Origin of the sequence: Marivita sp. (assembly GCF_022763305.1) — a bacterium.
Lineage (GTDB): Bacteria > Pseudomonadota > Alphaproteobacteria > Rhodobacterales > Rhodobacteraceae > Marivita.
The window spans coordinates 1-24907 of record NZ_JALEGT010000043.1 but is presented as its reverse complement, the minus strand read 5'-3'; the positions used below and the strand labels follow the sequence as shown (position 1 = coordinate 24907).

Genomic DNA, 24907 nt, shown 5'->3' with positions numbered 1-24907 from the left:
AAAAAATGGGGAGACAAATCAACCCGAACACCGTCACGGACTGATTCCGTGAAACAAACATCCAAGTTGTACTGATAAAAATAACCGATCTACGCGTGTGCCATTTGATCGGTCTCAACACCTTAGGTTGATTGCGATATTACACAGCATCATGACACCCGCAATCGGCAACGTAAGGCCAACTTGCCGGTATTTGTATTGATGCAACACACGATGCCTCAACTGCAACAATCGTGCAATTTGCGGGACCTCGAAATATTTTTTTGAGATTTGGTTCTGTCGCACAGAACGAAGCGAACTAAGTTCGACGGCCTTCTCCCTCCGTGCAGAAGCCCCGAGGTCAAATCGCTAGACACCGCCGTCCCGCGCACGCGTCCAGCGATGCAGCCAGACAAGATCACGCCGATCCGCCGAAAGTTCACGCACCACAAGTCGAAGGTCGACCGCGTCTCTGTCCTGAGGGTTCAGCAGGAAGGTCATCCGTGTGCCGCGCTGTTCTGGAAGATCAAACAGGCTCACCCCCGTGATCTCGACCACGCCTTCGGCCGTGATGTCTAGGACACGGCCCGACGCCTCGCCGGTTATGTCGATCACATAGCGACGCGTCCCGGGTTGATCATGTTCTCTGCCGCTACGGCTTTGCAGGACGCGGGCATCCCGGTCAGAGCCGGCGGCTGCCCGCGTCCAGCGCAGACTGTAGTCAAATCTGTGCTCGCTGTGCGCTGCAAGCGGTGCCTCGGGCCGCCAGAACGCAACGATATTGTCCATGAATTCGTCACCGGTCGGGATTTCGACCAACACCACGGCACCGCGCCCCCATGCGCTTTTGGGCTGGACGACCGCGTTTGGCCGATCATGGTAACGCGCTTCTGTGTCTTCGAAATCTGCAAAGGCACGGGCAGTCTGGAACAGACCGAAACTGGCCGGGTTGGTGTCGACAAAACTCGATGTCTCCACCTGCGCCGGGTTCGAGATCGGGCGCCAGATCCGTTCGCCTGCACCATTCTCGATCCAGAGAAGATCGCTGTCATGGACCCGCGGACGGAAATCGTCCGAGACCGCGGCACGAAGAGGCCCCTTGAGATACATGGACGTCAAGGGGGCCACGCCGATATCGGCGATGTCTCGACGGGGCATCAGCGTGCACGAGATGTCCATCACCGTGTCCGCGCCGGGTCGCAGGGTCATTTGGATATGTCCAGCGAGGGAAGGACTGTCGATGACGCCTTCCAGGCTGACCGTCCCTGATTGTGGCGCGTGCAAGCGAAGATGGGTGAAACGGGGAAACTCCTCGGGGTCTGGGCCGCCAGTGCCAATGGCCACCGCACGTGCCGACAACCCGTACACCATCGCCTGACCGATGGCCCGGAAGTAGCTTGCACCTTGGACAACCAGCACCTCATCGAGTCGGTCCGGCGCATTGAGTGGATGTCGCAAGCGCAGACCGGAAAACCCGGCACCGGGTGCGCTGTCGGGGATCGTGTCGAAATAGCGGTCCTGAAAGCTGAAGAGGTCAGTCGAGAACACGATCTCCTGCGGTCCGGACCCGCTGTCGCGGTCGATGCGGACGGGATCAGGAAAAAAGAGGCCCGGTGGCAACAGGTCCACCGAGAAATCCTTCCCCAGCGGCAGCATTGCCGCCCGCCCGGGGATTGGTCGAATGCCACGATAGGCATCGTAGCTCAGACCAGCGAAGGGTGGAGGCAAAGGGGTTCTCTGCGGAATGTACGGCGTTGCCGCAAGGCGCCGTGCCTTGTCCAGCAAGGAGGACGGCATGTCAGCGAAGACGCGCCCAGCGCCCAGCACACCAGCCGCCGTCACACCGGCAAGGAAACTCCGCCGTCTCATCAGACCGGTGCGTCGAGCGCGCGGACAATCAAAGGTGCAGCGCAGAGCGGGATCAGAACGGGGGTCAGCCAGAGCGTCGCGGATGCGTTCGTTGCCCAGACCAGCGTCAGGAGGGCGACGCCCACAACCGCTTCGGGAAGTCCGTCGGGGACACGCATCTGTGGCAGGCGCGGTGATTTCCACCCACAGTCGCGCCCCAAGCAGATAGACAGGACGGACATTGTGTGACGGACCATGACCAGCGGTGCAATGACGCTCGACAACACAAGCTCGGCGCTCAAAGCGCGCAAAGCCACCAAGCGACGACGCTTCGTGCGCGCGCGACCCAGCCAATCGGCCATGGCGCACAGCTTTGGCAGAAGCAGGGCGATCAAGACCAATAGCAAGGCCGCCGATCCGTTGACGGGCACCGCCCCCGTTGCGATCAGGACAATCAACGTCAGCCAGATCGGTGCAGCAAGGTAACTGACGATGCCCGAAACGAGGTGCATGCGGCTGATCAGGCACAAACCGGGCTCGAACAAGAGCCGGATATGCTGGAGGTTGCCCTGACACCAACGGCGGTCGCGGCGATGGAATTCCGACACAGATTGAGGCGCTTCTTCGGCGCTGCCCGACGTGTCGGGATCAAGCGAGATCGACCACCCGGCGCGCCGCATCCACGCGGCCTCGATGAAGTCATGGCTCAGGACAATGCCGCCAAAAGGCGCAGGGCCGGACAGATTGGGAAGAGAGGCCGCCTCTTTGAATGCGGCTGTACGCATGATCGCGTTGTGGCCCCAGTAATTCCCGCTGTCGCCGGTCCATGCGGCAAACCCGCGTCCAAAGTTTCGCGACAAAAGGCGCGCTGCCACGCGTTGGTATCTGCCGAACCGTGTCGTTCCGGGAACCAGCGAAATGCCCGCTTGCAGCAGACCAAGACCCGGGCGGCTTGCGATCTGCCAGATCAGATTGCGGATACGTTGCGGCGACATTCTGCTGTCTGCATCGAGCACGAGCATGTAGGAAAAATCCGCGCCATGCTTGGACAGCCAGTCCGCAATGTTGCCCGGTTTGCGCCCCGCATTTATCAGACGCCGCCGGTAGAGAAGCGTCCCATCGACGCGCAGGTCCTCAAAAGCGGTCTCCTCTGCCGCGATTTTCGTACCGCCGGAAGTATCGGAGAGAACGAAAATCTGCGTCGTTTGGCCCAATCCGACAGTGTTCAACGCTCTTCGCAGTGCTTTGAGATGACGCGCCAACGGCTTCGGGTCTTCGCCACATAGCGTCACAAGGATCGCTGTTTTCTCTGACGGAGACCAATCGTCAGGCACTCGGCTCGCGTGAGCAGGTTCGGACATCAGTCCAAGCGTTGCGGTCATTGCGCCACCGGAGATCCAGCCCGCCGTAATGGCCACCAGAAGCAGAGCGATGACAGCTGCGGGTGTCCAAGTCGCGATGCTCAGCGCAAAGCCAGCGACGATCAACGCGGCCATGACAACGGTCGCGGCCACGTAGGCAACACGGGGAGAAATGGACCCAATCCGCTGTACTGGCGCAATGGGTCGGACTTCTGCAAGCGACATGGTGATGACCCGTTTCCCGAAGCGCTCTGGGCAAGACGAAAAGAAGCGCGAGGTAAGCTTCTTGTCACAAATGACTTATGGCGCAGGCGCGCGGCGACAAGCCGGATTAGTCGGTACGCGCACCGAAGGGCGGCCACATGCGCGAAAAAACGCCATCTTTGCGCACGACGCCATGATGCAAGGCAGCACCGATATGCATCGCAACAAGCCCGGCGAGGGCAAAGCCACCAAGATAGTGGATCGACTTGGCGATCTCGGCCAGCGCATCAGACCGCATCACGAGCGACGGCATGCCAAGAGAATCCAGAGACTCGATGGGAAAACCGCCTGCCTTGACCCGGATGTAACCGGCAACCGGCATGATGAGCAAAAGGGCATAGATCGCGAGATGCGACAGGCCCGCCGCACGATGCTGCCACTCCGGAAGGTCCGACGGCAGCGGAGCAGGTCGATGGGTCAATCGATAACCGATCCGCAGGACGATCAACACCAGCAACAGAATGCCGATGTTCTTGTGAAAAATGAACAGCGTGTTCTGCAAGGAACGATCCAGATCAGGCTGCGTCATGAGAACCCCGACCGGGATCATGGCCAGGATCAGAAGTGCCATCGTCCAATGGATCAGGCGCGCGATCCGACTGTATTGAGTTTCGAAATTGGTCATGAAGACCTCACAATATGCTATTCGGCGGCCATCGGTCTCTGACCAATAAGAGCGTCGTCCCAACCACCTTGACTTGACAGTCGCAAACCCGGGTCAATCTTTCAATAATGACCGTGTCTCACACGCCTCTTATTCGCGATAACCGCAACAGAATGCCCGTGCGCGGGCATCTTGCAGCGTTTTTGTGCCTTGCAGCACTGGGCGCAGTCGGTGTGGGTCTCTGCGCGCTGCTCATGCCGGGCACATCTGCTGTCGCGGTGACGGTCTCGGTCACGTTCTACGTCGCGGCAGCCGGTCTCGCAGGATGGTATTTCAAAAGGGATTACCCGCATCAGCGACTGGGTCTGTGCAATACCGTGACACTCATCCGATTGATGATGGTGTCCGCGCTTCTGGCTCCCGTGATCGCAGGCAGTGCGCCGTCGTGGGCGTTCTTTGCGGTGGCAACGCTGGCGCTGACACTGGACGGGATCGACGGTTGGCTGGCAAGACGACAAAAACTTGTTTCCGGGTTCGGTGCCCGGTTCGATGTCGAAGTGGACTCGATCCTCGCGTTGGTTCTGGCGGTGAATGCAGCCTTCAACGCCAACGTGGGCGTCGCGATCATTCTCCTGGGTCTGCCGCGCTACGCATTTGCACTGGCTGCCCTTGCGCTGCCTTGGCTGCACGGAGACTTGCCTGAGCGTTTCAGCCGCAAGGTGGTGTGCGTCGTGCAACTGGCGACGTTGATCGCCTTGCAGGCGCCCAGCTTTCCGGGGCTGGCAACGTCGCTGATCGTCCCCGTTGCTTCGATCGCACTGCTCTGGTCCTTTGCCGTAGACATCCTGCATCTCTGGCGGTCGCGCTCGTGATCAGACGTGTTGGGCATTTGATACTCGCAGGGCTGGTGCTGCATCTCGTTCTCGTTCAGCCCAATCATCCGGCGGCACTGGGATGGGATGCCTTGCTGCTGTTTCCGCTTGAACTTCCCGTCATTCTTCTGGCGCTGGTCGCCTTGCGTCCCGGAAGGCTGGAGAAAGCGATACGCGCCATATTGGTTTCGGTGCTTTTGCTGATCGTCGTGCTCAAGACCGCAGATTTCGGAATGTTCACCGCCCTCACCCGCGGCTTCAATCCCGTTGCCGACCTCCCGCTGATCGAGGCCGGGCTTCGGCTCGCGAACGGGGCGGTGGGGCCTTTCCTGACGGTTGCAGGGGTCATCGCGGCTTTGGTCGTGCTGGTCGGTGTCGCCATCGCGCTCTGGTGGGCGACGGGCGTCTGGGCACGGGTAAGCGTTGGCCGAGTTCCAAACCGTGTCGCTCTGGTGACGGCCATTCTGTTCGGCGGTCTCGCCAGCGCGGAGATCGGACAGGCGATGGGCCGCTGGACGCTGCCGACTCCGGTCCCCGGTGCGGCGTTCACGGCACGGGTCGCTGTGGAGCGGACCCTCATGGTCCGCGACACGCTTGCCAACCTGCGCCAGTTTGCCGAAGCGGCAGCGCAAGATCGGTTTGCCGACCGCACGGGCTTGCTGAACGAGATTGATCGCGACGTTCTGGTCGTCTTCGTCGAAAGCTATGGACGCGCCAGCCTCGACACCCCTCTCTACGCAGCAACCCATCGCGCAACCTTGCATGCAGCGGAAGCGCGTCTGGAGGCGCTTGGCCTAGCGATGCGATCGGGCATTCTTGCCGCTCCCACGCGCGGTGGTCAAAGCTGGCTCAGCCACGCGACCTTCGCCAATGGTTTGTGGGTCGCGGATCAGACCAGCTACGGAGCGGTCCTGGCCAGTGGGCGACGGACCCTGTTCCACATGGCCCAGGCATCCGGTTTCCACACGGCTGCGGTCATGCCACAAATCACCCTCGACTGGCCCGAGTCCGACCTCATGGGCTTCGAAACGGTCCTCGCCGCGAAAGACCTTGGATACGAAGGCTTGCCCTTCAACTGGGTCACCATGCCGGATCAGTTCACCTTCGCTGCAATGGACCGGGCGCTGCGATCAGGCCCTGATGACCGCCATCGTTTCATTCAGATCGCGCTCGGCTCGTCCCATGCGCCATGGCTTCCGGTTCCCGAGTTGGTGGACTGGGACGCCATCGGAAACGGCGAAATTTTCAATCCGATGGCCGCCGCGGGTGATCCACCGGATGTCGTCTGGCGCGATCAGGACCGTGTCCGAGATCAGTATCGGAAGGCCATCGACTACGCTTTGAACGTGGTCTTCGACTACGCGGCGCGTCAGGCCGACGCCCCGCCACTGATCTTCGTCCTGGGGGATCATCAGGCCGCAAGCTTTGTCGCCCTTGATGAGCGCCCCGACGTTCCCATGCACGTCATTGGACCGGATCATCTTGTGGAGCGGGTCGCCGAATGGGGCTGGACGGACGGGTTGATCCCTGACGCTGGTGCAGCTCCGCGCCCCATGAACGCGATGCGCGATCTGATCCTCGAAACCTTTTCATCTCCGGTCGAAGGTAACGGCAGTTGAAACGCCGAGGTCCGCCGTATCTCTGGACCGTCGGCCAGTTGATCGTCGCCGGCGGATTGCTTACCCTGCTCTGGAAGGCGGCAGATGGGCCATCGGCCGTGCACCGCCTTGCCACAGCCGACTGGCCTTGGCTTGCCTGTGCCGTTGGTCTGTTGACCGTCCAAACGATCTTGTCGGCGGTGCGCTGGCAGGTGACGGCACGGGCGCTCGGGATTTCATTCGGAGTGGGACACGCTATCCGAGAATACTACCTTGCACAGGTCGTGAACCAGTCGCTTCCCGGAGGTATGGTCGGCGATGCCGCCCGCGCCTACCGCGAGCGGGAGCAAGCAGGCCTGCTTGTTTCGGGACAAGCTGTCGTGATTGAGCGCCTGATCGGCCAAATCGCGATGTTCATCACGCTTGCTGTTGCGTTCGGTGCGACACAGCTTGTGCCCGGAGGTCTGGATTGGCCGAACTGGCTGGCTGCGCCGGTGACAGTCTGTCTCTTGGCCGGACTGATGCTTCCACTATTGGTCTGGGGTGCCAGCCGCCTCGGTGGCGCGATTGGACGCGGAGCGGTTATCCTTTTGACATTGCTCGGGAAAACCGTGTTTACGGACAGGTTCCTTCCGGCACATCTCGCGCTGAGTGTCGGAACGACCTTTTGCAACATCACGGCCTTTGCGGCATGCGCGCGCGCGGTTGGGGTTGATCTCTCCGTACCGGCCATGGCCGCTTTGGTCCCCCTGATCCTCTTTACGATGCTCATCCCGATCTCGGTTTCCGGGTGGGGCCTGCGCGAAGGGGCTGCCGCCGCGCTGCTGCCACTTGCGGGAGCTTCGGCAAGTGGTGGGCTCGCTGCAAGTGTTGCCTTTGGTCTGTCATTCGTCGTGGCGGTTCTGCCCGGTCTGTTTTTTCTCCGGCACAAACCACATGCAGAGCGCATTAAATTGTAGCCGCAGACCAAGAACGCGTTACGCGATATGATTGGCGGACACCGCACACTTGCCATGGCTGGGACCCCGCTTAGCTTAAAGCTAACTTTCAGGAGGATGTTATGACCCATACGCCCCTATCACGACGGAATTTTCTGACCGCCGGTGCCGCAGTCGCCGGCGTCAGCGCGCTCGGCTTCAAACCCACTCTGGTGCAGGCGCAAACGACGGTGAGCTTGCAGCTCTCTTGGCTGCACTCCAGCCAATTTGCGGGCAGCTATATCGCGCTGAACCGCGGTTGGTGGACCGAGGCCGGACTCGAGGTGTCCCTGCTGCCCGGAGGTCCGAATGCACCGGTCGAACCGCCAGTCGTGTCGGGTACGGCATTGGTGGGGATTTCAGCGGCGGATTACACCGCCGCGGCCGTTGCAGAAGGCGCGCCTTTCAAAATTCTGGGCGTTGCGATGCAGAAGAATCCCTTCGTCATTGCCTCGTTGCCCGCGAACCCAGTCAACGAACCTGCCGATCTGGTGGGCAAGCGCATCGGCATGGCGTTGGCCAACACACCGGTGCTTCAGGCACTGTGCAGCCTGAACGGTGTCGACATTAACGGGATCGACATTGTCCCGACGCAATATTCCGCCCAGCCACTTTTGGCAGGAGAGGTCGATTGCCTGCTGTGCTGGGAAACGGATCTGCCTGTTGCGATGACGATGCAGGGAGTGGACAACCTCACCATGTTGATGGCCGATCACGGCTACTCGGTCCATTCACAAACCTATATCGCCACCGAAGACACGCTGGCCAATCGCCGTGCAGAACTGGTCGCATTGATGTCCGGCGAAGTGCGCGGCTGGGAGGCGTATCGCGCCGATACCGATGCGGCCGCGGCCTTGACGCTCGAGATGTACCCGGATGCTGGGCTTGATCTCGAGACGCAGAAGCTGCAGGCCGCGCGCCAGGTGCCACTGATGTTTTCCGACCTAACGGATGCCAATGGCTTCGGGTGGTGGACAGACGAGACAGTTGCGGCGAATATCGAAACTCTCGCGCTCCTCGGTCGGACGGTCACGCCTGACCTTTGGGACCGTTCGATCCTAGAAGAGGTCCATGCCGCCTGATCGCACACCACCGCCCGAGATTGTCTGCACCGGTCTTGGCAAGACCTTTCAAGGCGGAACGGAAGCGGTTCAGGCCTTGGACCTGACATTCGAGTCGGGGCAGACAACGGCGCTTGTCGGACCATCCGGCTGCGGCAAGTCGACTCTCTTGCGGATGATTGCAGGGCTGGAGGAGCCAAGCAGCGGAAGCGTGTCCATCGGCGGTGCAGCACCACTAGAGACACGCAAACGGGCTGGCCTCTCGGTTGCGTTTCAGGACCCATCGCTGCTGCCATGGCGCAGCGTACACGGCAATATTGCCTTGGCGCTGAAGCTCGCGCGAAAACCTGTGGACAGCCACTCGATTGATCAACTGATCCAGCTTGTGGGGCTCGACGGCTTTGCAGACGCACGTCCGGCAGAACTGTCCGGTGGCATGCGCCAGCGTGCCGCGATTGCCCGGGCGCTGGCAACCCGGCCAGGTCTCCTCCTGCTTGATGAGCCTTTCGGCGCGGTCGATGAATTGACGCGCCAGCAGCTTGCACAGGATCTGCCCCGCATCTGGGAGGCGCAAGGCACAACAACGATCCTTGTCACGCATTCGGTCAGCGAAGCCGTTCTGCTGTCAGACCGCGTGATCGTCCTGTCGCCGCGCCCCGCAAGGATCGTCACCGATATCCCGATCGTTCTGCCACGACCACGGACACAAGAAATGGCACGAGACAGGACTGCGGCAGACCTGATCGAACAGGTCTTCAGCGCATTGTCCGACAGCAAGTCTGAGGCGGAAAAGCCGTTGGCGGCTCAATGACACTCACGGCAGAGCGCGGTCTGCGCCTTTTGCGTCCTCGCATCCGACGCCCGGATGCCTGGCTGGGCATCATCGTCGTTCTGCTGGGATGGGAGGCCGCCGGACATGTCCTGACCGACAGCTACGTAGTCGCCGCGCCGAGCCAAATTCTGCTGTACCTTGCGAACGAATGGCAACTGATGCTGCGCGCTCTTTGGGTGACGCTGGGCAACGCGACAGCGGGATTTGTGCTGGGCAATCTGGCGGCTTTGGTGCTCGCGGCTTTGGCCTCGGCGTGGCCGCGCAGTGAACGCGTGGTGACAGGCCTTGCACTGATCGTCTTCTGCTTGCCGCTCGTCGCCACCGGACCAATTCTACGGGTTTTCTTTGGTCCCGGAAACGGGCCTCAGATCGTGCTTGCTGCACTTGCGGTTTACTACACAACGCTCATTCCCTTGCTGGTCGGGCTGCGCGCGGCACCGGACAGTTGGTTCGATCTCGTGCGCAGCTATGGGCGGGGGCGATTTTCAGCGCTTGTTCATGTGCGTGCCATGGCAGCGCTTCCCTACCTGTTCACAGGTCTTCAGATTGCCGCCCCCGCAGCCTTTCTCGGAGCCATGGTCGGAGAGTTCACCGGTTCAGAACGGGGCATGGGCGTCCTGACCATCCGCGCGCTGCGCGCCCTTGATGTCGAAATGACCTGGGCGCTGGCGACAGTTGCAACGGCGGTTGCGATCCTCGCCTATCTTCTGATCGGAGCACTGGCGCGCCGTATTCTTCTTGAAGACCCCCCTGTCATTCTCGCGATGCCCACTCAGGCTGTTGGGGCCAGTGCGGCATGGCGCGACACGGGTCTCGTTGTGCTGTTGGTCCTTCTGGCATGGGCCGGAGCAATTTGGCTGTTCGATCTCAATGCCTTCTTTGCAAAGGGTCCAATCGACGTCGTCGAAGCTCTCTTCGTCGATCCCGACGCGGCGCAGACCCGCGCGGCCTTGGGCAAAGCGCTCGGCGAAACCGCGATGTTTCTCATTCCGGGCTACCTTGCCGGTCTCGCAGCCGGTGCCGGGCTTGCCATGTTATTGACGCTTGTGCCCGCCCTGTCCCACACGGCGATGCCGTTGGCTATCGCGCTGCGATCTGTGCCGATTGTCACGACCGCACCGTTGGTGGTGCTTCTGCTGGGGCGTGGAGCCATCGGCACCATCACATTGGTTGCGATCATGGTCTTTTTTCCAACACTTGTCGCCTGCCTGCATGGGTTGCGACAGACACCTGGCCAGATATTCGATGTCTTCGACAGCTTTGCCGCCGGGCCCTTGACCCGTCTGTTTCGTGTCCGAATACCCGCCATGCTGCCCGCCTTCTTTGCGGCCGCGCGGATGGCTGTGCCTGCCTCAGTGCTGGCCATCACGGTTGCCGAATGGCTCGCCACAGGCGGTGGTATTGGCAGTCTGATGGCCTTGTCGGCCTCACTGTCGGACTACGACATGTTGTGGAGTTCGGTTGTCCTCGTCTCGGTGTTGTCGGCTCTTGGTTATGCGCTTGTCGCCTTTGTCGAACAACATGTCCTGACCATCTACGCCCCCGAGCAAATCTGATGACCCTGCGCCCCGCTGCTTTTGCCATACCCGGAGATATCACCCAACCGACGGGCGGGTATCATTACGAACGCCGCCTTCTCGAAAGTCTGCGCCAACAGGGGCGCGATATGCAGTTCCTCCAGATCGGCGCCTCCTTTCCCGATCCGAGTCCAGAGGATATGGGTGACCTGATCGACCAATTGAAAAGCCTCGATCCGAACCGTCCCGTGATCCTCGATGGGTTTTTGTCCGCCACCATCGACACCGGCGCGCTCGCAGATTTGAAGGTTCCAACCGTGGCCATGGTCCATCATCCCCTGGCCCTCGAAAGCGGATTGAGCCCAGCGCGGCGCGACTTTCTTTACCGCGTCGAACGCGACAACCTGGCTTGGGTGTCGCACGTTCTGGTGCCCAGCCCGCACACGGCAACGATCCTGCAAAATCAGTTCGATGTTGCCCCGCATCGCATGACGGTCGCACGACCGGGAACGGATCGGCCCGTCCATGCATCTGCGCCCAAGGACCCTCCGATGATCCTGTCAGTCGGCATTCAACACCCCCGCAAAGGTCACGACATCCTGCTTCAAAGCCTGGCCTTACTCGACCCAGAGGGGTGGACTGCCGTGATTGCCGGCGCGGCCTATGACGATGATCACGCGGCAGAGCTTCGGCAGCTCTTGGTCGATCTGGACTTGTCCGACCGTGTCACCATAGCGGGGCGCGTTTCGGACAAAGAACTGGGTGTTCTCTTCAGCGAAGCGTCCATCTTTGCCCTTGCCACCCGCTACGAAGGCTATGGCCTCGTCTTCGACGAAGCGCTCGCCGCCGGGTTGCCCATCGTCAGTTGCGCCACCGGAGCGGTGCCTGACACGGTCCCGAGTGATGCCGGAGTCCTTGTGCCTCCCGAGGATGCACACGCCTTTGCAGATGCTCTGCAAACGCTTCTCGTCGATCCAGCCCTCCGGTCTCAAATGGCAATCGCGGCCAGAACTGCAGGCCACCTGCTGCCCACCTGGTCGGACACCGCCAAAGTCGCTGGCGATGTCTTGGACGCTTTGCCCTAGATCACTCTTGGCTCAGCACGGCGTAGACATCACCGGAATTTGCAGCATCCGGCAAGGCGTCCATTTCCGTGTGGAGTGCGTCCGCCGTCAACCAGTCGCTGTGCTGCAAAGCGTGGTCTTCACGGAGGCTCAGGTTAAACCGATAGGAACCCAAGGCGCCGAGCCGTTCGACACAGGTCTTGGCAACATGCCGTTGGATGGTCGTGAATTCGAAAGACAAGGCCGGTACGGCAGTGCTTAACCCGGCAAGAACTTCGGCTTCATGCCCTTCCACGTCGATCTTGATAAAATCCGGGACACCACAACGGATGATCAATGCGTCCAGCGTCGTCATCGGAACCGTGACGCAGGACTCCCAGACCTCGTCTGTCCATCCTGGCGCACCTCTTGCCGCCTCGATAAAGTCAGGGGCGACTGTGGCCACAGTTGGATTGCGTGCGTTGAGGTGCAGCGTGACCTCTCCGATCTCTTTCCCGACCGCACAAGGCAGCAAGACCACGCCGGGCGCGCGTCCGTGCAGCAAGCGCAGCGCACGAAAAACACGTGGCTGAGGCTCGATCGCAATGACGGACGCACCCAAGCGCAAGAAGCTTGCTGTTCGGTCTCCGACATGTGCCCCGATGTCGAAAACAAGGCCGTTCGGCACCACGAAGTGTCGGTTCAAGGCATCCATACGCGCTGTCCGCGCGTCATCGCGATAATAGAGGTCCAAAGATCGCCCAACCCCTGACCTTGGTTTGGGTCTATGGTTTTGCGTCACTTGCCCGCCCCCACACAACACACCTCATCGTTGCAGAGCTTTGGGCCACGCACCACTGGTCTTTCCGGACGTATCACCGTTTGCTGCGCTCCATTGTCGTATTTTGCGGGCATCTGGGGTGAACCAAGCAAATGCGCAATCTCACAATGCCGGCGCGCATTTCGGAACAGTCACAAGCCGGTAACGGGCAAGCCGCTGGGCACCGATGTCGGAACGCCCAGCCGTTCGGCGGGATCCTCGAGCGCCTTCAGAAAGGCCTCGAGTTTTGCAATCTCCTCATCCGTCAACACCTTGGCTGGCAACTCGTTCGCCGCCGCAATCGCGTTGATGTCCTCCGCAGAAGACAGAACGACGTCATCCTGGCTGCCGGGCAGGTCGGGCAGGATCGCCTGCCCCAGATCATAGGACCGCAACGACGTTTCGGGATCAAGGTGGTGCCGGATGGCAGACTCCTGCGTCGGAAAGGCCCCGTTATGTCCGTAAGGCGCGGTCAGGGTCACGTTGCGCAAGGAGGGTGTTCGAAAGGCGTAGGCATCCTCGGCTTTGCCCGTGACCCGAATTCGGCCTTCGTCGCGGGCATGGCTTTCAAAGCGCGCAGCCTTGCCTGGGCCGAACTGAGGAACGGCAATCGCGTGAAAATCATGGTCGGTCTGAAGCCAGCCGGAGTGGCAGTTGGCACATCCTGCTGCCCCGTAAAACAACTCCTGCCCAGCCTGCGCCATGGGCGAAAGTGGCGGTCCACCCGCCATGGCGCGGTCGAACGGAGCGTCGTCGGCCCGCCATTCGAAAGCGATGAAGCCCGCAATGACATTTGCAATATTGGCAAAGGTGATCGGCTCTCCGGGCATCGCAGCCTCGAACAATGCGCGGTAGGCCGGAATGGCGGAAACGCGTGCAGCGATCTCGTCCCAGGCACCGCCCGGTTGCGCGAGCAGGCCCTGGCGTACCAATCGACTGATTTCGTTCTCGGAATAATGCCCGGCCATTTCATCGCCTGACAAGACCGGGAACATCGCCTGCGCCGCAAGAGGAGAGTCGAACCCGACTGTCATGTCCGCGCCAAGCGGTGTCCTGATGCCGTTCGGCTGGGACGGGTCCAGTTCGAGCCGTCCGTCATGGAAGAAGCGTGTGTACTCGGTCGCGCCAAGGTTCCACAGACCCGGCGCATTGCGGGGGATCCGCTGTTCCGGCGGGTTGTCGGGGTCGATCCGCCGTTTCGGACCAAGCCCGATGCCGCCGTCCCCGATGGCGAGGGACACGCCATCAGAGGTCCCGAAATCAGGATGATGACAGGTGGCACAACTGACACGACGGTTGCCTGACAGGATCGGGTCGTAGAACAGAAGCTGCCCGAGTTGAGCACGCGCGGGATCGACCTCGGGGAAGATGGGGCGCGGACCAAGGTCTTGCGAGAATGCGGCCGTTGCGACCATCGCCGCTGCAACAGAGGGGATCAAGCAGCGCATCAATCGGCCCTCCCGGACACCACGAGGCGCAGCGTCTGGCGATACGGCGCGTCCGGCGTGGCGATCACCGACGGGAAAGCGGCGCAGTTGACGGCATCGGGATAGCCTGACGGCTCGAAACACAGCCCAGCGCGCGGTGCGAACGGGTGCCCCAGACCATGCGCGGTATAGACCTGCGCGCCCGGCTGGTCGGAGAAAAAAGCGAGTGTGAGACCTGACTTTGCGCGCAACGTGGCTTTGGGTTCGGTCGGATCGCGATCTGCATCGAAGAGATAGAAGTGATCGATGTCCGGCCCGTCCTTCCCCAGCGCGGTGCCTGTGCGCAAATCGTGCGTTGTGCAGGACAGGGGAAGAACGTTTCCCGTCGGGACCTGGGCCACATCAAGTTCAAGACAACCTGCGGCATTCACATGCAAGGACAGGCCGCCCTCACCGAGGCAATAGTAATTGTGCTGAGCAAGGCTCAGAGGCGTTGGGCGATCGGGTCGTGCCTCTATCTGGTAGGTCAGGCTGTCGCGCCCGAGTGTCACGGTCATCCGCAGGTCGACCGCAGCCGGGTAGCCGCCGTCGCCATCCGGCGAATGGAAGGTCAGCAGCGCTTCGGACGGACTAATGGCATTGATGCTCCAGGAGCGACTCCACAGCCCGTCGGGACCGCCATGCAACTGGTTCGGACCTTCATTTGCCTCCAGACAATAATGCCGCCCGTCCAGATCGAAGCACGCGCCCGAGACCCGGTTCGCCAGACGTCCGACCATGGCCCCCATGAAGTAGGGATCAGACAGGTATGCAGTCGGGTCCTCGTAGCCAAGGATCAGGGGCGTGTTTCCCAGCCACCAGCCTTGCGTGATCGCGCCATGAGACAGAAGCGCCACACGCATGTCTTCATTTTCGAGCACGACCCTCTCCACGGATCACCCAGCATTCTTCAGCGCGGGATAAAGCGCCGAATAGCGATCATAGGCGGCGTCGTACGCTTCGACGAGAGTGTCGTTCGGTTCGATGATCGTGGCCGCCTTGGGTTGGGTCATGACCTCTTCCGGCGTGGCGCCGGTATGCGCACAGATGGCAAGACGCGCCGCACCCATGGCCGCCCCAAGTTCGCTTCCGGCAGGCAGGGACAACGGCAGGTTCAACGTGTTGGCAAGCGTCGTGAGCCAGAAACGCGATCGCGCGCCGCCACCGACGGCAAAAAGCGTATCGAAGCGTGCACCCGTTCCGGCAAGTGCCTTGAGGCTGTCCCTGAGCGCAAAACCCACACCCTCCATCACGGCTTGCGTGAGATCAGCGCGGTCCATCGCCACATCGAGGCCGATGAAAGCCCCCCGGATCGCACTGTCATTGTGCGGGGTTCTTTCGCCCGAAAGATAAGGCAGGAAGGTCAGGCGTGAGGGTCCAGTCGCTTTTTCCGGCAGCGCAGACGATAGGTCTGCAGGTTCTTCGCGCAGGTTGCGCGCCAGCCAATTCAAGCTGTCGGTCGCGGCAAGGATCACCCCCATCTGGTACCACCGGTCCGGCACCGCATGACAGAAACTGTGCACGGCAGAACCGGGATCGGGGGCGTAGCGGTCCCGGCCCGTCATCAGGACTCCCGAGGTTCCGAGCGAAACAAAGCCAGTCCCTTCGCCCAAAGCCCCGATGCCGCAGGCCGCTGCCGCGTTGTCTCCAGCGCCGCCTGCCACGACCACGGGCTCAGACAGTCCCCAGTCGGACATCAGGTCCGCACGCAGCATTCCACCGGGCTGCGCTCCTTCAACGAGGTCCGGCATCTGGTCACGTCGCATCGCGCCCTCGCCGAGGGCCGTATCAGACCAATCGCGCTTTCCGACGTCCAGCCAGGCGGTACCCGCGCTGTCGGACAGGTCCGAGATATATTCGCCAGTCAACCAAAGGCGCAGATAGTCTTTCGGCAAGAGGACCTTGGCCACCTTTTCGAAAACGTCTGGTTCGGTGTCACGGACCCACAGAAGCTTCGGTGCGGTGAAACCGGGAAAGACGATATTGCCGGTGATCTCGCGCAGTCCAGGTGCCGCGTCGAGCGCCGCTGCCTGCGTTATTGACCGGGTGTCGTTCCAAAGGATGCACGGGCGCAGAACGGTATCAGCGGCATCGATCAGCGTTGCTCCATGCATGTGACCGGAAAGACCGATGCCCTTGAGCCTGGCAAAAGCGGCGGGGTCCTTGGTGCGGATTTCCGCGACCGTTGCCTTGCAGGCGGCAATCCAGTCCGCCGGGTCCTGTTCCGACCAGCCGGGATGAGGGTGCGTGGCGCTGAAGGCCGCCTCGGCCTCGGCTTGAACCGACCCGGTTTCGTCGGTGAGGATCGCGCGAAGGCCCGAGGTTCCCAGGTCCAGTCCAAGATACATGATGGCTCCTGCGTTGATCGTCAGACGAAGCGGTTGACGTAGTTTTCGAGGATTTCCTGCCGACCCGAACGCGGCTCAGGATTGATGCCGTCGTCCAGCACGCGCTGCGCGATCGTGGCAAGATCGCTGTCGAGCATCGCCTTCGCCTCGGGCGTGGCCCAACCCGCATACCGATCCGCCAGCGCTTTTTCCAATCCCCCATCCTCGATCATCGCCGCGGCGGCCTTGAGCCCGCGCGCGCAGATGTCCATGCCACCGACATGGGCCGCAATCAGGTCTTCGGGGTCAATCGACTGACGGCGCAGCTTTGCATCGAAATTGGTGCCGCCGGTGGTGAAGCCGCCGGATTTCAGGACGTGGTAGTAGGCCAGCGCCACTTCGGGTGTGTTGTTGGGGAATTGATCGGTGTCCCAGCCGGACTGGTAATCGTTGCGGTTCATGTCGATAGAACCAAGCATGCCTTCGGATGCGGCCAATGCGAGCTCGTGCTCAAAGGAATGTCCCGCTAGGATCGCATGACCCTGCTCGATGTTCAGCTTGACCTCTTTTTCCAGCCCGTACTTGCGCAGGAAACCAATGCAGCTGGCGACATCGAAATCGTATTGATGCTTGCTGGGCTCCTGCGGTTTCGGTTCGACAAGGATCGTGCCCTCGAATCCGATCTTGTGCTTGTAGTCCACAACCATGTTCAGGAAGCGGCCCATGTGATCCAGTTCCTGACCGAGATCGGTGTTGAGCAGGGTTTCGTATCCCTCGCGCCCGCCCCACAACACGTAGTTTGCACCACCAAGCTTGTGGGTCGCATCCATGCAGCTTTTGACCGTTGCGGCGGCAAAGGCAAACACGTCCGGATCAGGATTTGTCGATGCGCCCGCCATCCAGCGGCGATGGCTGAACATGTTGGCGGTGCCCCAGAGCAGCCTCGTGCGTGCCCCTTCCATCTTTTCGCCGATGTAATCGGTGATCTCTTCGAGAGTGGACAGATTGTCCGCAAAGTTGCCCTGTTCGGGCCGGATGTCCGCATCATGCCAGCAGAAGAACGGCACGTTCAGGAGATCGAACATCTCGAAGGCGACATCAGCTTTCATCTTCGCTCGACCCATGTCGTCCTGCGGATGCCACGGACGAATGAACGTTTGCCCGCCGAAGGGATCGCCGCCTTCCCATGCAAAGGAATGCCAATAGGCGACGGCAAACCGCAGATGGTCTTCCATCCGCTTGCCCATCACGATCTCGTCCGGGTCATAGTGCCGGAACGCCAGCGGATTGGTGCTGTCCGGACCTTCGTATCGCAGTTTCGGAATGCCGGCGAAAAAGTCCGTCATATCTGCCTCTCTTTGGCTTGGTCTTGTTGTGTGTCTGTGAAGACCGGGCCTCAGCCCTAGTCTCCCGATTTCTTGCCGAGGATGATCATCCCGAGGATGTCCTCATCCGTGACCTCGTTCACGTTCACCGTGCCGACGAGTTGCCCGTTCTTCATCACCGAAGCCCGGTCGCACAGATCCATCACCGAATGCACATCATGCTCGATCAGGAAAATACCGATGCCCTGCGCTTTAAGCTGGTTGATGAGCTCGGCCACCATCTGTGTTTCCTGCGGACCCAGTGCTGCGGTCGGTTCGTCCATGATCAGGATGCGGGCGTTGAAATATACGGCCCGGGCAATGGCAACGGACTGGCGCTGACCACCGGAGAGCGCCTTCACAGGGTCCCTGAACTTTTTGAAGTTGGAGTTCAGGCGCCCCATGATCTTGCGGGTTTCCGCCTCCATCCGAGCGTCGTCGACAAAGCCCATCGGCGTGACAAGCTCGCGGCCCAGGAAGAGGTTCGACGCCGCATCGAGATTGTCGGCCAGAGCAAGGGTCTGGTAGATCGTTTCTATGTTGTGCTTGCGGGCATCACGCGGGTTCTGGATGTCGACTTTCTGACCGTCGATCAGGATCTCACCCGCATCCATTTTGTAGGCGCCCGAAAGGCATTTGATCAGTGTCGATTTGCCCGCGCCGTTGTGGCCGAGAAGCCCCACGACTTCGCCGGGATAAAGATCGACCGTCACATGGTCGACTGCCTTGATCCCGCCGAACGACACAGAGACGTCGCGCATTTCGACAAGGGGGGTTCCGCTTCGATCGACCATCACGTGTCCCCCGTTCTTCTGCGATAGATGATGTCGATGAGCACGGCGAACACCAGCACGCCACCCACCACGATGTTCTGGAAGGGCGCATCCACTCCGACCATGGCCATCCCTGATTGCAGGGACTGCATGATCAACGCGCCAAGGATCGCGCCATAGATCGTCCCGATGCCACCGGCGAGCGCGGTGCCCCCGATAACGGCGGCTGCGATCACACGCAGTTCGTCCAGCGTACCGATATCGTTCGAATGGAAGGACAGGCGGGCAGATGCCACCAAACCGGCCAGGGCACACAGCACGCCCATGATGGCAAAGACCTTGACCGTCAGAAGCCGGGTGTTGATGCCGGAGAGTTCCGCCGCATCCGGATTGCCACCTGCGGCAAAGATGTAGCGTCCCAGACGGGTGCGCCGGGCAACAAGGGTCATCACCACCGCAACCGCAATCAGAAGCAGGACTGAATACGGGATGCCGTAGCCTTCAGAATACCCCTCGGGCATGACCATCCCACGATCCTCGAAGCTGCGTTCGAGTACGCGCGTGGGCACCTCGTACGCGTTGAGCGTTGCGATGAAACCGAGGATCAGGATGGCGGCGATACCCATCAGCACGAATTCGGCCCACATCGGCTTGACCGGAAACTCGTGCGCGATGCGCGATCGGCGAGCGAGCCAGATGGCAACGCAGGCCGCGACGACACAGATCAGACCGAACACCCAGCTTGCGGTTTCACCCATGGTGCCGCCGATCCCACCCAGCATCTGGAAGCGGTCATCCAGCGGGCCAATGGTCTGGCCGCTTGTCAGATACCATGCAACGTTGCGCCAGACGAGAAGGCCGCCCAGCGTGACGATGAAGGCCGGAATGGCAAGATAGCCGATCAGCCATCCATGAAACGCGCCAATGATCGCACCGGTCAACAGGCCCACAACTATTGCCACCGGAGCCACGAGTGGCGTTCCGTAGTCGATGCCAAGGCTGGGCAAGAATTGCGTCTGCGTGATGGCCATCATCGCCGAACATGTGGCGAGAAGCGCGCCAACGCTCAGGTCGATGTGCCGGGTCACGATGACAAAGACCATGCCCGTTGCCATGATCGCGACACTGACGGTTTGGATGGTCAGGTTGAAGACGTTGCGCGGAGTGAGAAAACGCCCTTCGGTCAGAATGTTGAACACCAGACAGACAATCACGAATGCACCGACCATCCCCAGAAGGCGGGTGTCGAATTCAAGCGTCTTGAGAATGTTCTTTCGACCGGTCGACGCGCCGGAGGCGGGTGCCTCTGCCATGATGACCTCGGAAGCTTGAAGGAATGAGGCGGCCTCCACCGGGTCAGGCAGAGGCCGCAGCTTGGATATGACCGTCAGTTACAGGGCGCCGGACCGTCAGTGACGCCCTGGCACAGCGCGTCCTGTTCGATCCAGCCCGCGTCAACAACCACGGTGAGGTTGTCCGCGGTGACGGGAACCGGCTCGAGGAACTGCGCGGTCAGCGTTGTTCCTGCGGGCGAAGTCCATTCGCTTGCGCCCTCGACGTCCGACATGGATGCACCGCCGGCCAGCTGGACGGCGATTTCACCCGCACGCTTGCCCAGTTCGCGAGCATCTTTCCAGACCGATACAGTCTGCGTACCGCGTGCGATGCGGTTCAATGCAGCATGGTCACCGTCCTGGCCGGACACCGGAATGCCCTCCATGCCCTGAGCGGTCAGAGCGGCGACAACACCACCGGCCGTCCCGTCGTTGGACGCGACCACGGCATCGACATTGTTGTCCTGCGCGGTCAGGATCTGCTCCATGTTGCGCTGTGCGTTAGCGGGCAACCAGCCATCGGTGTAGGCTTCTCCGACGATGGTGATGTTGCCGGCGTCAATTGCGGCCTGCAGGACTTCCTGCTGACCACCGCGCAGGAAGTCGGCGTTCGGGTCGGTGGGCGAGCCCTTGATCATCACGTAGTTGCCGGACGGCTGGGCCGCGAGAACAGCACGCGCCTGCATCCGGCCCACTTCGATATTGTCGAAGGTCAGATAGAAGGCGCGGGGGTCTTCGATGAGGCGGTCATAGGCGATGACCGGGATGCCTTCGTTGGCGGCCGCGTCGACCGCGGGAATGATTGCCTGAGTGTCCTGCGCCAGAATGATCAGCGCATCGACGCCCTGCGCCATCAGCGACTCCACGTCGGAGAGCTGCTTGGACGACGACGATTGCGCGTCCGCCGAAATGTATTCCGCGCCGGCGGCCTCGAGGGCAGCCACAATGGCGGCCTCGTCGGTCTTCCAGCGTTCTTCCTGGAAATTGGACCAGCTGACGCCGACCGTCTGAGCGAATGCACCGGTGGCCATCACCATGGCAATCGCAGTTGTTGCGAAGAGTTTCATTGAGTCCTCCCTGAATGTTCTATGTCCGAGCAGCCGACGAAACCTCCTCGAATCGGCACTGACCCCTCCATCTTGCACACTTATTTCAGTGAGCAAATTAAATTTTCTTCACTCGGTAAAAAAATGCTACGCTTTCCTCCAGACCGGGAGGACGGATGATTCACGATGACGGATTGGATCGGGATTGGAGGGCTGGACGCGCGCGGCGCGACGCAATTCAGGGTGCTGCAATGCATCCGCGATGCCGGTGAAATCTCGAGAACCGACATCGCGCGTGCCCTGGACAGCAGCCCGGCAACGGTGACGGCAGCTTGCGGTGCCTTGCTGGAGTCCGGTTTGATCTGCGAGGTCGAGCGCGCACCATCCGACACCGTCCAGCGCGGTCGACCAAGGATCATGCTGCGGATCAACGGCGGTGCATTTCACGTCGCGGGGATGAAGATCGCGCGGCAGGCGATCCTCGTGATGATCGTGGACTCGCAAGGCGAGGAAATCGGCACCTATACCTCTCCGCTGGCCGAGTCGCAGATGCCCGCAGAGGTGCTCGTCGGGGAAGTGCGCAAGGCACTGGAGGCCGCCTGCCAAAGCTGCAACCTGCCGATGACGTCCATTGCCGGTCTCACTCTGGGTTTGCCCGGCTTTCTGAACGGGTCAACCGGGTTCATGCATTGGTCCTCGTCGGTCACGGAACGGAATGTCGATTTCGCTCCGCTCTTCCGGCGGAACCTGCCCTGCCCCACCTTTCTCGACAATGACGCAAACCTTGTCGCCAAGGCGGAACACCTGTTCGGTGCGGGGCGCGGCCTGCGCAACTTCCTTGTCGTGACGGTTGAGCATGGCGTTGGCATGGGGATCGTTCTGGACGGCGAACTCTACCGAGGCGAACGCGGGTGCGGCGCGGAATTCGGCCACACGAAGGTGCAGATCGAAGGCGCCGTCTGCCAATGCGGACAGCGAGGATGCCTTGAGGCCTATGTCGGCGATTATGCGATGGTGCGGGATGCAGCGACAGGGCGACAGGGGCATGGGCCCACGTCCATTCCCGAGATCCTTGAGGCGGCGCGCACCGGGGACACTCTTTGCCAGGACGTGCTGGAACGGGCGTCCCAGTTTCTTGGCGTCGCACTGGCTAATCTGGTCAACCTGTTCGATCCGGAACACATCGTTCTGGCCCGGTCGCGCCCCCCATTCGGCCCGCCCTATCCCGAAATCATGCTGGAAGCATTAAGGCGCAACACGGTCCAGGTCGATGCGCCGCTGCCAGAAATCACCGTGCGCAATCTTGACGAGTCCATGTGGGCCAAGGGGGCGGCCGCGCACGGGATCGAGATGGTGTCGATCCTGAAAATACGCGCGCAGGGAGTCGTCGATGCTGCCTAAATGTCTGGTCCTTTTGGTCTTTCCGGGTCTTGCCTGTGCGGATCCTGTACAACCCCGCTTTCAGGGGGTGGATATTGCACCTCATGTCTACGATGGGGGATGGGAACACTTCGTCGGCGGCGGCGTCGCTGCGTTCGACTGTGACGGCGATTCCCGGCCCGAGCTTTACGCCGCGGGCGGATCGAACCCGGCCACTCTTTTCCGCAACCGTTCGAATGACAGGGTCGTCTTTGCCAAGGACACGCCGGACGTTCTTGCAATTACAGGTGTGACCGGCGCCTATCCGCTCGACATCGACGGCGACGGTCTTCTGGATCTTGCGGTACTGCGGGTGGGCGAAGACCGGTTGTTGCGCGGATTGGGCGGGTGTGACTTCGCGCCCTTCGAGGGCGCACTGGGCTTCACGTCATCCGACCGTTGGACCACGGCCTTTTCCGCCACGTGGGAGTCCGGGGCCAGCTTGCCGACGCTGGCTTTCGGCACCTATGTGGATCGCACGAATCCCGATGGCCCGTTCCGAGCGTGCGACGCAACTCTGCTCTACAGACCAGATGGAGATCGCTACGGTCCGCCACAGGCACTCGAACCCGGGTTTTGCGCCCTGTCGATGCTATTTACCGACTGGAACCGATCGGGTGTCGCCGATCTGCGCGTGTCGAACGACCGGCACTACTATGTGCGCGGTGGGCAGGAACAGATGTGGAAGATGGACGATACTCCGCGCCTTTACACGGAAGACGAGGGATGGCGGACCTATGCGCTCTGGGGGATGGGCATTGCCTCTCGGGATCTGACCGGCGACGGGTTCCCCGAAGTCTATCTCACATCGATGGGCGATCAGAAGTTCCAGGTCTTCGATCCGGGCACCGGTGGGCCAACATGGCGAGATGCAACCTACGAGCGGGGCACAACGGCGCACCGGCCGCATGTGGGTGGCGACGGACGGCCATCAACCGGCTGGCATGCGGCGTTCGGCGATGTGAACAACGACGGGCGCGACGACATCTTTGTGGCAAAGGGCAATGTGGAACAGATGCCCGACGCCGCGATGGACGACCCGAACTCGCTTCTGATCCAGACCGAGGACGGGCGGTTCGTGGAAATGTCCGTGGAGGCCAGTGTGGCCTCGATGGCCCGATCACGCGGTGCGGCGCTGGCGGATTTCGACAATGACGGTCGTCTTGATCTTGCCGTTGTCAACCGGCGGGCGACGCTTGAAGTTTGGGAAAACGTCACTGAAGGGGGGAACTGGCTTCTCGTCGAGGTTTCAGGTTCCGGCGTCAACACCGGTGCCGTTGGCGCGGTGATCGAACTCAGGACAGCTGACCGCGTTCAGACGCGTGAAATCACGGTGGGCGGCGGCCATGCCGGCGGCCACGCTGGTCTACAGCACTTTGGTCTGGGATCTGCGGCGGAGGCGGAACTGCGGGTGATCTGGCCCGATGGCGATACGACCCCGTGGCAAGACGTGCCCACAAACAAGGTATTTGGCGTCGCGCAATAGGCCCACGAAGCGCACGCTCTCTTTCACCTCAAGCCCGCCAGGCACAAATGCCTGTTTTTTAGGCAGCAAGTTGGCGATTGCCCGCGACGGGTCATTTGCACTTGTCCCTGTGGTCGCTTCGGCCGAAGCTTTGTACATGAGGAATCCTTCGACGCTTGTTGTCTTTACCGATCTCGACGGCACGCTGTTGGACCACGACACCTACCGATGGGATGCGGCACAACCGGCCCTTGACCGGCTTGCCAAGCTTGACGTTCCGGTCATCCTTGCCAGCAGCAAGACCGCATCGGAAATCCGTGCCATTCAGGACCGGATGGGCCTGAGTGGTGCACCAGCCATTGTGGAGAACGGAGCAGGTGTGATCGGTCTGGGCGACGATGAGGGTTCAGAAACCTATGCCGGCCTTCGCGCGGCCCTGAATAGGCTTCCCAAGGAGCTGCGACAGCCCTTTCGCGGGTTTGGCGACATGGCCACTGAAACCGTCGCCTCACTCACGGGATTGCCCGAGGCTGACGCCAAGCGCGCGAAAAACCGTAGCTATTCCGAGCCCGGCCTCTGGTCGGGTGACGATCCAACGCTGCACCGGTTCAAAGACCATCTGGCCGAACACGGGATCACCGCCCAGCGCGGCGGACGTTTTCTGACGCTGTCTTTCGGCAGAACCAAAGCGGATGCGATGGATCAGATCAGCCGGTCACTCGAAGCGCGGGTCACGCTGGCGCTCGGGGATGCACCCAATGACCTAGACATGCTTGAAACAGCCGATCACGGCGTGATCATCGCCAACCCGCACAAACCAGCCCTGCCCCCGCTTGCAGGTGATACCAAGGGCGGCGGTCATTGATCCACTTTTGCCCAATCTCTGGTCCCGATTGACGTGATGACATCCGGGAGGGTGATCAGGTTGTTCCAGGCT

At 61.2% G+C, this 24907-nt stretch carries 21 protein-coding genes; 10 read left to right on the top strand and 11 right to left on the bottom strand.

Annotated elements, in window-relative coordinates; genetic code table 11:
* Nucleotides 1–348: 348 nt before the first annotated feature.
* The 3 genes from MRY75_RS08400 to MRY75_RS08390 all read right to left on the bottom strand — a co-directional run bounded on the left by MRY75_RS08400 (nt 349) and on the right by MRY75_RS08390 (nt 4077).
* On the bottom strand, nt 349–1848 hold the full coding sequence (locus MRY75_RS08400) for a glucan biosynthesis protein (protein ID WP_292306897.1): 1500 nt from the start codon (nt 1846–1848) through the stop codon (nt 349–351).
* On the bottom strand, nt 1848–3413 hold the full coding sequence (gene mdoH / locus MRY75_RS08395) for a glucans biosynthesis glucosyltransferase MdoH (protein WP_292306896.1): 1566 nt from the start codon (nt 3411–3413) through the stop codon (nt 1848–1850). Before mdoH ends, MRY75_RS08400 begins: the two co-directional genes overlap by 1 nt.
* Before the next feature lie 106 nt (nt 3414–3519).
* Nucleotides 3520–4077 (bottom strand): cytochrome b, encoded by a 558-nt coding sequence (locus tag MRY75_RS08390; protein ID WP_292306894.1) that lies wholly within the window; start codon nt 4075–4077, stop codon nt 3520–3522.
* Nucleotides 4078–4184: 107 nt separating this feature from the next.
* Between MRY75_RS08390 and MRY75_RS08385 the strand changes: the two genes are divergently transcribed.
* From MRY75_RS08385 to MRY75_RS08355, 7 genes are all read left to right on the top strand, one after another.
* Nucleotides 4185–4928, top strand: a complete 744-nt coding sequence (locus MRY75_RS08385; protein ID WP_292306892.1) for a CDP-alcohol phosphatidyltransferase family protein — start codon at nt 4185–4187, stop codon at nt 4926–4928.
* Nucleotides 4929–4963: 35 nt separating this feature from the next.
* On the top strand, nt 4964–6547 hold the full coding sequence (locus MRY75_RS08380) for a sulfatase-like hydrolase/transferase (protein ID WP_292306891.1): 1584 nt from the start codon (nt 4964–4966) through the stop codon (nt 6545–6547).
* Nucleotides 6544–7485 (top strand): lysylphosphatidylglycerol synthase transmembrane domain-containing protein, encoded by a 942-nt coding sequence (locus MRY75_RS08375; protein WP_292306889.1) that lies wholly within the window; start codon nt 6544–6546, stop codon nt 7483–7485. Before MRY75_RS08380 ends, MRY75_RS08375 begins: the two co-directional genes overlap by 4 nt.
* Nucleotides 7486–7586: 101 nt before the next feature.
* Nucleotides 7587–8585, top strand: a complete 999-nt coding sequence (locus MRY75_RS08370; protein WP_292306888.1) for an ABC transporter substrate-binding protein — start codon at nt 7587–7589, stop codon at nt 8583–8585.
* Nucleotides 8575–9375 (top strand): ABC transporter ATP-binding protein, encoded by an 801-nt coding sequence (locus tag MRY75_RS08365; RefSeq protein ID WP_292306886.1) that lies wholly within the window; start codon nt 8575–8577, stop codon nt 9373–9375. The genes MRY75_RS08370 and MRY75_RS08365 overlap by 11 nt, the downstream gene beginning before the upstream one ends.
* Nucleotides 9372–10952, top strand: a complete 1581-nt coding sequence (locus MRY75_RS08360) for an ABC transporter permease (protein ID WP_292306884.1) — start codon at nt 9372–9374, stop codon at nt 10950–10952. The genes MRY75_RS08365 and MRY75_RS08360 overlap by 4 nt, the downstream gene beginning before the upstream one ends.
* Nucleotides 10952–11998 carry a glycosyltransferase family 4 protein gene (locus tag MRY75_RS08355; protein WP_292306882.1) on the top strand — a complete coding sequence of 349 codons (1047 nt, stop codon included), beginning with the start codon at nt 10952–10954 and terminating at the stop codon, nt 11996–11998. The genes MRY75_RS08360 and MRY75_RS08355 overlap by 1 nt, the downstream gene beginning before the upstream one ends.
* A 1-nt stretch (nt 11999) precedes the next feature.
* Here MRY75_RS08355 and MRY75_RS08350 read toward each other — a convergent pair whose 3' ends face one another.
* From MRY75_RS08350 to xylF, 8 genes are all read right to left on the bottom strand, one after another.
* A complete protein-coding gene (locus tag MRY75_RS08350; protein ID WP_292306880.1) occupies nt 12000–12671 on the bottom strand; it encodes an FkbM family methyltransferase in 672 nt (223 codons plus the stop codon).
* Nucleotides 12672–12928: 257 nt separating this feature from the next.
* Nucleotides 12929–14224, bottom strand: a complete 1296-nt coding sequence (locus MRY75_RS08345) for a cytochrome c peroxidase (RefSeq protein ID WP_292306879.1) — start codon at nt 14222–14224, stop codon at nt 12929–12931.
* A complete protein-coding gene (locus tag MRY75_RS08340) occupies nt 14224–15123 on the bottom strand; it encodes an aldose epimerase family protein (protein WP_292306877.1) in 900 nt (299 codons plus the stop codon). The genes MRY75_RS08345 and MRY75_RS08340 overlap by 1 nt, the downstream gene beginning before the upstream one ends.
* Before the next feature lie 15 nt (nt 15124–15138).
* On the bottom strand, nt 15139–16590 hold the full coding sequence (gene xylB, locus MRY75_RS08335) for a xylulokinase (RefSeq protein WP_292306875.1): 1452 nt from the start codon (nt 16588–16590) through the stop codon (nt 15139–15141).
* Between the two features lie 20 nt (nt 16591–16610).
* Nucleotides 16611–17915 (bottom strand): xylose isomerase, encoded by a 1305-nt coding sequence (gene xylA / locus MRY75_RS08330; protein ID WP_292306873.1) that lies wholly within the window; start codon nt 17913–17915, stop codon nt 16611–16613.
* Between the two features lie 56 nt (nt 17916–17971).
* Entirely contained in the window at nt 17972–18727 is a 756-nt protein-coding gene (locus tag MRY75_RS08325; protein ID WP_292306872.1) for an ATP-binding cassette domain-containing protein, read from the bottom strand.
* Nucleotides 18727–20019, bottom strand: coding sequence for a sugar ABC transporter permease (locus MRY75_RS08320; protein WP_292306870.1), 1293 nt, complete (start codon nt 20017–20019; stop codon nt 18727–18729). The genes MRY75_RS08325 and MRY75_RS08320 overlap by 1 nt, the downstream gene beginning before the upstream one ends.
* Before the next feature lie 74 nt (nt 20020–20093).
* Nucleotides 20094–21107, bottom strand: a complete 1014-nt coding sequence (xylF, locus tag MRY75_RS08315) for a D-xylose ABC transporter substrate-binding protein (RefSeq protein WP_292306868.1) — start codon at nt 21105–21107, stop codon at nt 20094–20096.
* Between the two features lie 165 nt (nt 21108–21272).
* Here xylF and MRY75_RS08310 point away from each other — a divergent pair, with 165 nt between their 5' ends.
* The 3 genes from MRY75_RS08310 (at nt 21273) to MRY75_RS08300 (ending at nt 24835) form a co-directional block, all read left to right on the top strand.
* On the top strand, nt 21273–22487 hold the full coding sequence (locus MRY75_RS08310) for an ROK family transcriptional regulator (RefSeq protein WP_292306866.1): 1215 nt from the start codon (nt 21273–21275) through the stop codon (nt 22485–22487).
* Nucleotides 22477–23991 (top strand): CRTAC1 family protein, encoded by a 1515-nt coding sequence (locus MRY75_RS08305; RefSeq protein ID WP_292306864.1) that lies wholly within the window; start codon nt 22477–22479, stop codon nt 23989–23991. The genes MRY75_RS08310 and MRY75_RS08305 overlap by 11 nt, the downstream gene beginning before the upstream one ends.
* A gap of 136 nt (nt 23992–24127) precedes the next feature.
* The gene (locus MRY75_RS08300) at nt 24128–24835 is read left to right on the top strand and encodes a mannosyl-3-phosphoglycerate phosphatase (RefSeq protein ID WP_292306862.1); all 708 of its coding nucleotides are present in this window, start codon (nt 24128–24130) and stop codon (nt 24833–24835) included.
* The last annotated feature ends 72 nt before the right edge of the window (nt 24836–24907 follow it).

What these genes read in the sequence shown, in the direction of transcription:
- MRY75_RS08400 (WP_292306897.1), bottom strand. Translation starts at nt 1,848, where the DNA reads ATGAGACGGCGGAGTTTCCTTGCCGGTGTGACGGCGGCTGGTGTGCTG.
- mdoH (WP_292306896.1), bottom strand. Translation starts at nt 3,413, where the DNA reads ATGTCGCTTGCAGAAGTCCGACCCATTGCGCCAGTACAGCGGATTGGG.
- MRY75_RS08390 (WP_292306894.1), bottom strand. Translation starts at nt 4,077, where the DNA reads ATGACCAATTTCGAAACTCAATACAGTCGGATCGCGCGCCTGATCCAT.
- MRY75_RS08385 (WP_292306892.1), top strand. Translation starts at nt 4,185, where the DNA reads ATGACCGTGTCTCACACGCCTCTTATTCGCGATAACCGCAACAGAATG.
- MRY75_RS08370 (WP_292306888.1), top strand. Translation starts at nt 7,587, where the DNA reads ATGACCCATACGCCCCTATCACGACGGAATTTTCTGACCGCCGGTGCC.
- MRY75_RS08365 (WP_292306886.1), top strand. Translation starts at nt 8,575, where the DNA reads ATGCCGCCTGATCGCACACCACCGCCCGAGATTGTCTGCACCGGTCTT.
- MRY75_RS08360 (WP_292306884.1), top strand. Translation starts at nt 9,372, where the DNA reads ATGACACTCACGGCAGAGCGCGGTCTGCGCCTTTTGCGTCCTCGCATC.
- MRY75_RS08355 (WP_292306882.1), top strand. Translation starts at nt 10,952, where the DNA reads ATGACCCTGCGCCCCGCTGCTTTTGCCATACCCGGAGATATCACCCAA.
- MRY75_RS08350 (WP_292306880.1), bottom strand. Translation starts at nt 12,671, where the DNA reads ATGGATGCCTTGAACCGACACTTCGTGGTGCCGAACGGCCTTGTTTTC.
- MRY75_RS08345 (WP_292306879.1), bottom strand. Translation starts at nt 14,224, where the DNA reads ATGCGCTGCTTGATCCCCTCTGTTGCAGCGGCGATGGTCGCAACGGCC.
- xylB (WP_292306875.1), bottom strand. Translation starts at nt 16,590, where the DNA reads ATGTATCTTGGACTGGACCTGGGAACCTCGGGCCTTCGCGCGATCCTC.
- xylA (WP_292306873.1), bottom strand. Translation starts at nt 17,915, where the DNA reads ATGACGGACTTTTTCGCCGGCATTCCGAAACTGCGATACGAAGGTCCG.
- MRY75_RS08325 (WP_292306872.1), bottom strand. Translation starts at nt 18,727, where the DNA reads ATGGTCGATCGAAGCGGAACCCCCCTTGTCGAAATGCGCGACGTCTCT.
- MRY75_RS08320 (WP_292306870.1), bottom strand. Translation starts at nt 20,019, where the DNA reads ATGGCAGAGGCACCCGCCTCCGGCGCGTCGACCGGTCGAAAGAACATT.
- xylF (WP_292306868.1), bottom strand. Translation starts at nt 21,107, where the DNA reads ATGAAACTCTTCGCAACAACTGCGATTGCCATGGTGATGGCCACCGGT.
- MRY75_RS08310 (WP_292306866.1), top strand. Translation starts at nt 21,273, where the DNA reads ATGACGGATTGGATCGGGATTGGAGGGCTGGACGCGCGCGGCGCGACG.
- MRY75_RS08305 (WP_292306864.1), top strand. Translation starts at nt 22,477, where the DNA reads ATGCTGCCTAAATGTCTGGTCCTTTTGGTCTTTCCGGGTCTTGCCTGT.
- MRY75_RS08300 (WP_292306862.1), top strand. Translation starts at nt 24,128, where the DNA reads ATGAGGAATCCTTCGACGCTTGTTGTCTTTACCGATCTCGACGGCACG.